Source organism: Lysobacter sp. 1R34A (assembly GCF_051217035.1).
GTDB lineage: Bacteria > Pseudomonadota > Gammaproteobacteria > Xanthomonadales > Xanthomonadaceae > Lysobacter.
Genome location: NZ_JBPKJP010000137.1, coordinates 1 through 8,322, shown reverse-complemented (window position 1 = coordinate 8,322; position 8,322 = coordinate 1). Strand labels below are relative to the sequence as shown.

The following is an 8,322-nucleotide window of genomic DNA, read 5'->3' as shown; positions in this document are numbered from 1 at the left end:
GGCTGCGCCGGATCGGCAAGGCGATCGCGCCGGCGCCGCGCGCGGCCGCGCCGAACTGCGCCGGCTGCGACAGCTGCGGGCCGTCGGACTGAGGCGGAGCATAGTCCGATTCGCCAGCGCCGAACGCAACGAAGCCCCGCGATGAGCGGGGCTTCGTCTTTCAAGCCGGTAGAACGCGTGGCCGCGGCGCCGAGCCCGGCGAGCGGAACCTGCGATCGCCGGCGGCGATCCGCGCGCTCAGTTGCTGCGGCTGCGCAGGTAGTCCTGCACTTCCTGCAGATAGCTCTGCGCTTCCTCGCGGTGCGCCGGGGCGAGTTCGCTGCCGAAGCGGCTCTTGCCGTCGTGCAGTTGCAGGTAGGCCGCGACGCTGCCGTCCTCGCGCAGGAAGTCGAAGATCGCGATGAAGTCGTTGGCCGCGGGCTCGTTGAAAGCGCCGGCGGCGCGCAAGGGGCTGAGGATGCGCAGCCGCTCGGCGAGGTTCTCCGATACCCGCAGCATCGCGATGTGCAGGGTGCGGTTGATTTCGTCGTACTCGACCGGCGGCGTGCCGGTCCACTCGTCCTGGCGCCAGGCTTTGATCAGGTCGGCCACGGTCGGCGCATCCAGGTCGGCGAGCATTTCCGCGGCGGCCTTGCCGAGGCCGCGGACCGCGTGGCGGTCGAACCAGGACTGCCAATCGTCGAACGAGACCGGGCGCGCCGGCGTGGAATTCATGAAAGCTTCGTACTGCTCGTGGCTCAGCGTGAATCTCGCGTACAGCGAAGCGGGTTGCGACATCGAAAGGGGTCCTTTCCTGTGACCGACGCGCAGACGCCTCAGCGTCGCAGGCGTCCTTTGTTCGCGGCCTTGTAGCCGACCGCTTCGAACGCCTCGACCGCCAGGGTGAAGGTGCGTTCTTCGCCGGGGTGCAGGGCGCCGACGCCGACGACCTGGCGGGTGATCTCCTCGCCGCGGTCGTTGCGGATCGACAGCACCATGGAGTATTCCCACGCGCCGTCGCTCGGCGGATGCCGAATCGTGCCCTCGACATGCAGCGGCGAGAATCTCGCCGCCGTCTGTTGCGATGCGTCCGAATCGAAGCGCAAATGATGCCGGCACGCCGGACAGACGCTCGCGCTTTCGAGGATCGTCGCCTTGCAATGCGGACAAATGCGCGTCGCCCCGGGCAGGCCCTGGCGGACGGCGCTCATGAGTCGGCGCCGGTCTCCGTCTTGGCGCCGTTCTTGTCGGCCTTGCCTTCGCCGCGCCCGTCTTCGTTGCGTGCGGTCGGCTTGGCGGCGTCCTTGTCGTCCCAGCCGAACTCGACCTGCCCGCGCATGCGCGAACCGGCCGCGACCGTCATCACCGCCGCCTTGACGTCGCCGATCATCGCGCCGCTGTCGAGCAGTTCGACGCGCTGCGCCGATTCGATGTTGCCTTCGAGTTCGCCGGCGATCACGACCTTGCGCGCGCGCACGCCGCCGGTGAGCTTGGCGCCGAGTTCGACGGTGAGGTCGCCGTCGACCTGGACGTCGCCCTTGAAGCGGCCGGCGATGCGGATGTGGCCGGAACCCTGGATCTTGCCTTCGATCGACAGGTCCGAAGCGATCAGGGACTCCTTGACCGTTTCGCGTTCGACCGCGCGCGCGGCCGGAGCCGGCGCGGGAGCCGGTGCGGCGGCATACGGCGCGGGCGAGGGCGAAGCGTGTCCAAACGAGAATTCGGTGGCCGCGTCGGGTTCTTTCTTGAGCGCGGTTTCCGGTTGCGGCGGCGGTACCGGATTGTCGCGCTTGGGCGGAGCAGGCTGGTTGAAGATGGCCATGACGCGGTGTTTCCTCAGGTCGGGGGATCAGGTGATGACACGCGTGAACTTCGGAGCCTAACACGCTGATACGACGCGCCCACTGTGATGAATCTCACCAATCGGAGTTGCAGAAAACCGCGACTCGGATTCAGTTTTCGCAGGCGTTTGCGCAACTGCGAAACGCCTCGAAGGCCCGCGCATTCAGCGAAACCGCGCCGCGGTTGCGATGGCAAAAATAGTTCAGAAATCTTTCAGGCCGATGAACAGGCCGATGAAAGGCAGCTCTTCGCTGGCGAATCGACCGCCGGGCGAGCGCGACGGGAATGGGATGGACTGGCCTCAGGCGATACGGATCGAGCCGGCAGCGATCACGCCCACAGCAGGCCGCGCACGATCAGCAACAGTGCCGCCGCCACCAGCAAGGGGCGCAGCCAACTCGCCTGTTCGCGCGCGGTCTGCAGATCGGTGCGCTGCAATCGGGCCAAGTGCAGGTCCTGAGCGACCGGAGTCGCCACGCCGGCGGCCAGGTACAGCGGCAGCCATGCGTCCGGTATCGCGCGCAACTGCCCGGCCGGCGTGCCCAACACAATCGCGAAACAATCCGGCAGGCACACCGCGACGACAAGCCCGGCGAACATCGTCCACACCGTGCGATAGATGCGGCCGACGCCGCGCGCGACCATCCAGGTCACCGCCATGCCGACGACGGCCAGCGCAGACAGGTCGGTCGACACCGGCGCGAGACCCAGCGCGAGGACGGCGAGCGCGGCGACCAACAGCAACGGCCGATCGCGAAACGACAGCACGCCGGGATCGCCGCGCCTGGGCAACAGCGGCGTCAACATCCGGACGCAGGCGAGCGAGAGCCAGATCGCCGCGCCGATGAACCACACCCGCGGCAGGTCGGCAAGCAGGGAGTTGCGCGGGCCGAAGGCGGCGAAGAAGCCGAGCAGCAACAGCGGATACAGCACGATGCGTGCCGCCGCGAGCAAGGCGCGGCGCACATCGATGCGATGGCGATCGGTCGCCCGATGCCAGAAGTCCATGCTGCCGGCATCGAGCCGCGTCGCCGCCAGCTGCGGGTCGATCTGCTGCAGGCTCGACCACAGGCTCATCAGGCGCGTCGGCAGCATCGCGACCAGCGCGATCAGCACCCGGCGCCAAAGCGAATAGGGCCCGAGCAGCTCGCGCATCAGCATCCGGTCCACCGGCCGCACTCGCGGCGACAGCATCGTCGCGACGGTCTGCTCGAACTCGGCGGCGGCCTCGGCGCGCCGGCTGGCCTGATGCAGTTGTTCCTGCAGCCAGTCTTCTCGCGGGTTGACGCTGTCGAGGGCGAAGAAGGCGGCGATGGTGCGCACCGACTCGCTCGTCAGCGGCGGGTCCGCCATGGCCAGCGCATGCGCGACCGGTGCGCGCAAGGCCTGTTTCAGGTCGAGCGAGTACAGCGGCTCCAGGTCCAGCAGCCAGCGCTCCAACTCGGCCGCGCCGTGATCGCTCGCGCGCTGCAGCAGCTCGTCGAGGAAGGCGCGGCCGTCGAAGGCGTCGCTTTGGTCCTCGTCGTCGGACCGCGGCGAGGGCGGTCTGCGCCAGCCGTCGTCCGCGGACGCGTGCGAGCGGCCCGATGGGGGCTCGGATGCCTCCGCGCGATCGGACTCCGGCGGTTCAGCGACGGGGCCGTCGCCGTGTTCGCCGTGGTGTTCGCGCTGCCGCTCCGGCGCCGCCGCCGCAAGGTCTTCGTCCTCATCCTCGCCGTCTTCGCCGAGCGAGCGCCGGTGCTCGGCGTAGGCCAGGCAGTGCCGGTAGGCATCGTGCAGGTCCTGGAACCCGGCCGGGTCCTCGTCGGGACGGCTGCGGCGCAGCTCGCGCGCATAGGCGCGCTTGATCTCGCGCTCGTCGGCGCTGGCGGCGATGCCCAGGCGCTCGAACGGACTCATGTCTCGTTCGCCGCCTGGATCACCCGAGCGATCGCCACCAGCAGCATCAACAGGAAAAACAACACGCCCGGCGGCAGGCCGAGCGGATGGCGGCCGCGCTTGCCGGGACGAGGGTCCGGGTCGAACCGCAGCCCGCGGAAATCCGCGCCGCGCGCCTGCGAGTAGGCGCGCAGGTCGGCGATCGCCGGTTGCAGCGCCGCGGTGCGCGGATGCACGGTGTCGAGATCGAAGAAGGCCAGCACGATGTCGAGCTGGGCGATGTACAGCGAGGGTTCGCGTTCCAGGCGCGCCACCAGGGCGGGGGCGAGCGCCTGCTTGCGTTCGACCGAGTACAGGTCCGGGTGCTCGCGCAGCCAGCGTTCGAGTTCCTGCGAGCTGCCCTCGCGCGCGACCTGCAGCAGGCGGTCGAGGAAGGCGTCGCTGTCGAAGGGGGGGCGGTCGAAAGCGCCGCGGTCGAAGTCGTCGCTGTCGCTTTCTACGGCGTCGCGCTGGACGCCGGTGTCGCCGGCGGGCGGCGCGTCATCCGCGCGCAGGCGCAGCGTCGGCAGCGCCCGCGTGCCGTCGAGCAGCGCGTCGAGGTCCTCGAACATCGCGCTCGCCGCTTCGGGCTGCGGCCGGCGCGCCCATTCCAGGCAGCGCTCATAGGCTTCGTTCAACTGCTGGAATGCGACCGGATCCTCGTCGGGCCGGGTCTTGCGCAGCTCGCGCGCATAGGCGCGCTTGATCTGGCTTTCGTCCGCGTCGTGGTCCAGGCCCAGGCGGGCGAACGGGCTCATGCGCGGGCCATGCTCAGGACTGGGCTTCGATCGCGTCGAGGTAACGCGCGAACTCGCCCCGGTGGTGGGCGATGACCTCCGGGTCCTGCAGGTCCAGGGCGCCGCGGAACTGCACCAATGCGTCCTGCAACTGCTCGCGCGCCCACAGCAGTTCTTCGTACAGGCGTTCGGCGCGCGCGATCAGGGCGATGTTCTCCTGCTGCTCGCGCGGATGCACCTTGATCGCCGCGAGGGCGGCCAGGCGTTCGCGGATCTCCTGCTGGCTCAGCACGCCGGGGTTCTTTTCCAGCACCACCTCGCGCTTGAGCCCGGTCGACAGCGCGACCGCCTCGACCTGCAGCAGGCCGTTGATGTCGTAGGTGAAACGCACGTCGATCGGGTTCTCGTCGCGGCGCTTGGGCGGCAACTCGATCGAGACCATGCCGAGGCGGACGTTGTGCTCGACCCTCGGGCTCTCGCCCTGGTAGATCTCGATCTCGACCGCGCGTTGCTCGTCGTAGGTCGGGAAATAACGCTCGACCCGGCTCACCGGCACGGTGCTGTTGCGGTGGATGATCGGCGAGAAGATGCCGGTGGTGTAGCGGCCGTGGGTCTCGCGGCTGGTGCTGACGCCGAGGGTGTGCGGACACACGTCGGTGAGGATGATTTCCTCCAGCGATTCGTCGCGCGCCTTCATCCCGGCGGCGACGCAGGCGCCCAGGCCGATCGCTTCGTCGGGGTTGACGTGGCGCAGCGGCAGGCGGCCGAACATGCGCGAGACCAGGCGTGCGCTCAGCGGCATGCGCGAGGCGCCGCCGACCAGGACGATTTCGTCGAGCTGGGCGGGGCTGAGCTTGGCGTCGCGCATCGCCCGTTCCAGCGGCGCGCGCAGGCGCTGCACCAGCGGTTCGCAGATCCGCGCGAAGGCGGCCTCGTCGACCCGCCAGGCGCGCGCCTGGCCGGCCAGGTTCAGTTCGAAGCCGACCTCGCTGCCGCGGGCCAGTTCGTGTTTGAGCGCCTCGATGCGGCGTTCGAGGATCGCCAGCTCGGTCAGGCTCAACTGGCTCGCGGCCAGGCCGTGTTCGCCGAGGAAGGCTTCGAGCAGGGCCTGGGAGAAGTCTTCGCCGCCGAGGAAGTTGTCGCCGGCGCTGGCGTGCACTTCCATGATCCCGTCGAACAACTCCAGGATCGACACGTCGAAGGTGCCGCCGCCGAGGTCGAACACCAGGTAACGGCCGCCGCCGTCGCGCTGCTGCAGGCCGTAGGCCAGGGCCGCCGCGGTGGGTTCGTTGACCAGCCGCTCGACCTTGATCCCGGCCAGTTCGCCGGCGATGCGGGTGGCCTTGCGCTGGCTGTCGGAGAAATACGCCGGCACGCTGATCACCGCCTCTTCGACGCGGCGGCCGAGGTCGGCCTCGGCGTCGGCGATCAGCGACTTCAGGATCAGCGCCGACAATTCCTCGGGACGGAAACGGTGCTTGCCGAGCGCGGTGACGCGGTCGGTCCCCATCCAGCGCTTGAACGCGGCGACGCTGCGCTGCGGGTGCGAGACCAGCCGTTCGCGCGCGGCGCGGCCGACGATGACCTCGTTGTGCTCGCCGACGCTGACCACCGAAGGCGTCAGCAGCGAGCCCAGGGCGTTCGCGATCAGGCGCGGGCCGTCGGGCCCGTGGACGCCGATCAGCGAATGGGTGGTGCCGAGGTCGATGCCGACGATCATGCGAAGCAGTCCTTTGCTGCGGGATTACATGCGGAATACGCCGAAGCGGGTGCGGTCCTCGATCGGCGCGTTGAGGCTGGCCGACAGCGCCAGCCCCAGCACCCGGCGGGTGTCGGCCGGGTCGATGATGCCGTCGTCCCACAGCCGCGCGCTGGCGTAGTAGGGGTTGCCCTGGCTTTCGTACTGGTCGCGGATCGGTGCCTTGAAGGCTTCCTCTTCATCCGGCGTCCACACCTTGCCGGCCGCCTCGATGCCGTCGCGGCGCACCGTCGCCAACACCGAGGCGGCCTGTTCGCCGCCCATCACGCTGATGCGCGCGTTCGGCCACATCCACAGGAAGCGGGCGCCGTAGGCGCGGCCGCACATGGCGTAGTTGCCGGCGCCGAAGCTGCCGCCGATCACCACGGTGAACTTGGGCACGTGCGAGCAGGCCACCGCGGTGACCATCTTGGCCCCGTCCTTGGCGATGCCGGCGTTCTCGTATTTCTTGCCGACCATGAAGCCGGTGATGTTCTGCAGGAACACCAGCGGGATGCCGCGCTGGTTGCACAGCTCGATGAAGTGCGCGCCCTTGAGCGCGCTCTCGGCGAACAGGATGCCGTTGTTGGCGACGATGCCGACCGGATAGCCGTGAACGTGGGCGAAGCCGGTGATGAGGGTCTTGGCGTAGCGCGCCTTGAACTCCTGCAGCTCGCTGCCGTCGACGATGCGGGCGATCACCTCGCGGATGTCGAACGGGCGGCGAGTGTCCTTGGGGACGATGCCGTACAGCTCCTGCGCGGCGTACAGCGGCTCGCGCGAGGCCTGCACGGTCACCGGCAGGGTCTTGCGGCGGTTGAGGTTGCCGACGATCTCGCGGGCGATCTGCAGCGCGTGGCGGTCGTCCTCGGCGAAATGATCGGCCACGCCCGACACGGTGGTATGCACTTCGGCGCCGCCGAGCGCTTCGGCGTCGACCACCTCGCCGGTGGCGGCCTTCACCAGCGGCGGGCCGCCGAGGAAGATCGTGCCCTGTTCCTTGACGATGATGCTCTCGTCGCACATCGCCGGCACGTAGGCGCCGCCGGCGGTGCAGCTGCCCATGACCACGGCGATCTGCGGGATGTTCTCGGCGCTGAGGCGGGCCTGGTTGTAGAAGATGCGGCCGAAATGCTCGCGGTCCGGGAACACCTCGTCCTGCAGCGGCAGGAAGGCGCCGCCGGAGTCGACCAGGTAGATGCAGGGCAGGCGGTTCTCGCGGGCGATCTCCTGCGCGCGCAGGTGCTTCTTGACCGTCATCGGGAAGTAGGTGCCGCCCTTGACCGTGGCGTCGTTGGCCACGATCACCACTTCCAGGCCCTGCACGCGGCCGATGCCGGCGACCATGCCCGCGGCGGGCGCAGCGTCGTCGTACATGCCCTCGGCGGCGAGCGGGGCGATTTCCAGGAACGGCGAACCCGGGTCGAGCAGCGCGGCGATGCGGTCGCGCGCCAGCAGCTTGCCGCGCTCGGTGTGCTTGGCCCGGGCCTTGTCGCCGCCGCCGTGCGCGGCGCGCGCCAGGCGCGCATCGAGTTCCTCGACCAACGCCTGGTGGTAGGCGACGTTGTCCCGGAAATCCTGCGAGCGCGGGTCGAGTTGGGAGGTGATCGCGGGCATTGCACGGCGGCCTGGTTCTGGGACGCGGCATCAAAACACAAAGCGCCGTTCGCGGCCAATCACTTCGGGCGATGCGGTGCAGTACTGGGCAATGTAGCAAGCGCGGCGCGAGGGCGCTGCGCCGGCGCTGCGGACGAGAACGAAAGTCCGCGTATGCGGCCTCCGTGGACGACGGAAGGCCCGTGTGCGCGAGCGCGACAAAGGCCCATTTGGGCGGCCGCTGATGGATGAAGTCCCGCACGTGCGGCGTGCGGACAAAAAGAAAGGCCCGCTTGCGCGGGCCTCTCGAAACAGCGTCTACGCAAGCGGATTAGTGCTTGGCAGCTTCTTCCTTGGCCTTCTCGGCGGCGGCGTCGGCCTTGTCGGAGACCTTGGCGGCGGCGTCGGCGGTAGCGTCGGCAGCCTTGGCGGTCGCGTCGGCGGCGCCAGCAGCGGCGTCGGCGGCGGCATCGGCGGTCGCGGCAGCGGCGTTGTCGACAGCGGCGCCGGCAG

Annotated in this window: 9 protein-coding genes; 1 reads left to right on the top strand and 8 read right to left on the bottom strand. The window is 69.4% G+C overall.

Annotated features, from left to right (window positions below; translation table 11 throughout):
- Positions 1 to 2: 2 nt before the first annotated feature.
- Positions 3 to 92 carry a hypothetical protein gene (locus ACSAMQ_RS19005; protein ID WP_435397160.1) on the top strand — a complete coding sequence of 30 codons (90 nt, stop codon included), beginning with the start codon at positions 3 to 5 and terminating at the stop codon, positions 90 to 92.
- 145 nt (positions 93 to 237) lie between these two features.
- Here ACSAMQ_RS19005 and ACSAMQ_RS19000 read toward each other — a convergent pair whose 3' ends face one another.
- From ACSAMQ_RS19000 to ACSAMQ_RS18965, 8 genes are all read right to left on the bottom strand, one after another.
- Positions 238 to 777 (bottom strand): hypothetical protein, encoded by a 540-nt coding sequence (locus ACSAMQ_RS19000; protein WP_435397159.1) that lies wholly within the window; start codon positions 775 to 777, stop codon positions 238 to 240.
- A gap of 38 nt (positions 778 to 815) precedes the next feature.
- Positions 816 to 1,190 (bottom strand): hypothetical protein, encoded by a 375-nt coding sequence (locus ACSAMQ_RS18995; RefSeq protein ID WP_435397158.1) that lies wholly within the window; start codon positions 1,188 to 1,190, stop codon positions 816 to 818.
- The gene (locus tag ACSAMQ_RS18990) at positions 1,187 to 1,801 is read right to left on the bottom strand and encodes a bactofilin family protein (protein ID WP_435397157.1); all 615 of its coding nucleotides are present in this window, start codon (positions 1,799 to 1,801) and stop codon (positions 1,187 to 1,189) included. Before ACSAMQ_RS18990 ends, ACSAMQ_RS18995 begins: the two co-directional genes overlap by 4 nt.
- Positions 1,802 to 2,151: 350 nt before the next feature.
- Positions 2,152 to 3,720, bottom strand: a complete 1,569-nt coding sequence (locus tag ACSAMQ_RS18985) for a hypothetical protein (RefSeq protein WP_435397156.1) — start codon at positions 3,718 to 3,720, stop codon at positions 2,152 to 2,154.
- Entirely contained in the window at positions 3,717 to 4,496 is a 780-nt protein-coding gene (locus tag ACSAMQ_RS18980; protein ID WP_435397155.1) for a hypothetical protein, read from the bottom strand. Before ACSAMQ_RS18980 ends, ACSAMQ_RS18985 begins: the two co-directional genes overlap by 4 nt.
- Positions 4,497 to 4,509: 13 nt before the next feature.
- The gene (locus ACSAMQ_RS18975; RefSeq protein ID WP_435397154.1) at positions 4,510 to 6,195 is read right to left on the bottom strand and encodes an Hsp70 family protein; all 1,686 of its coding nucleotides are present in this window, start codon (positions 6,193 to 6,195) and stop codon (positions 4,510 to 4,512) included.
- 24 nt (positions 6,196 to 6,219) lie between these two features.
- Entirely contained in the window at positions 6,220 to 7,830 is a 1,611-nt protein-coding gene (locus tag ACSAMQ_RS18970) for a carboxyl transferase domain-containing protein (RefSeq protein ID WP_031373359.1), read from the bottom strand.
- 310 nt (positions 7,831 to 8,140) lie between these two features.
- The coding region (locus ACSAMQ_RS18965; protein ID WP_435397153.1) for a hypothetical protein at positions 8,141 to 8,322 on the bottom strand (182 nt) is incomplete at its 5' end.

Bases quoted from the DNA above. Each gene is read 5' to 3' on its own strand.
- ACSAMQ_RS18975 (WP_435397154.1), bottom strand. From the start codon at position 6,195: ATGATCGTCGGCATCGACCTCGGCACCACCCATTCGCTGATCGGCGTC.
- ACSAMQ_RS18990 (WP_435397157.1), bottom strand. From the start codon at position 1,801: ATGGCCATCTTCAACCAGCCTGCTCCGCCCAAGCGCGACAATCCGGTA.
- ACSAMQ_RS18985 (WP_435397156.1), bottom strand. From the start codon at position 3,720: ATGAGTCCGTTCGAGCGCCTGGGCATCGCCGCCAGCGCCGACGAGCGC.
- ACSAMQ_RS19000 (WP_435397159.1), bottom strand. From the start codon at position 777: ATGTCGCAACCCGCTTCGCTGTACGCGAGATTCACGCTGAGCCACGAG.
- ACSAMQ_RS18995 (WP_435397158.1), bottom strand. From the start codon at position 1,190: ATGAGCGCCGTCCGCCAGGGCCTGCCCGGGGCGACGCGCATTTGTCCG.
- ACSAMQ_RS18980 (WP_435397155.1), bottom strand. From the start codon at position 4,496: ATGAGCCCGTTCGCCCGCCTGGGCCTGGACCACGACGCGGACGAAAGC.
- ACSAMQ_RS18970 (WP_031373359.1), bottom strand. From the start codon at position 7,830: ATGCCCGCGATCACCTCCCAACTCGACCCGCGCTCGCAGGATTTCCGG.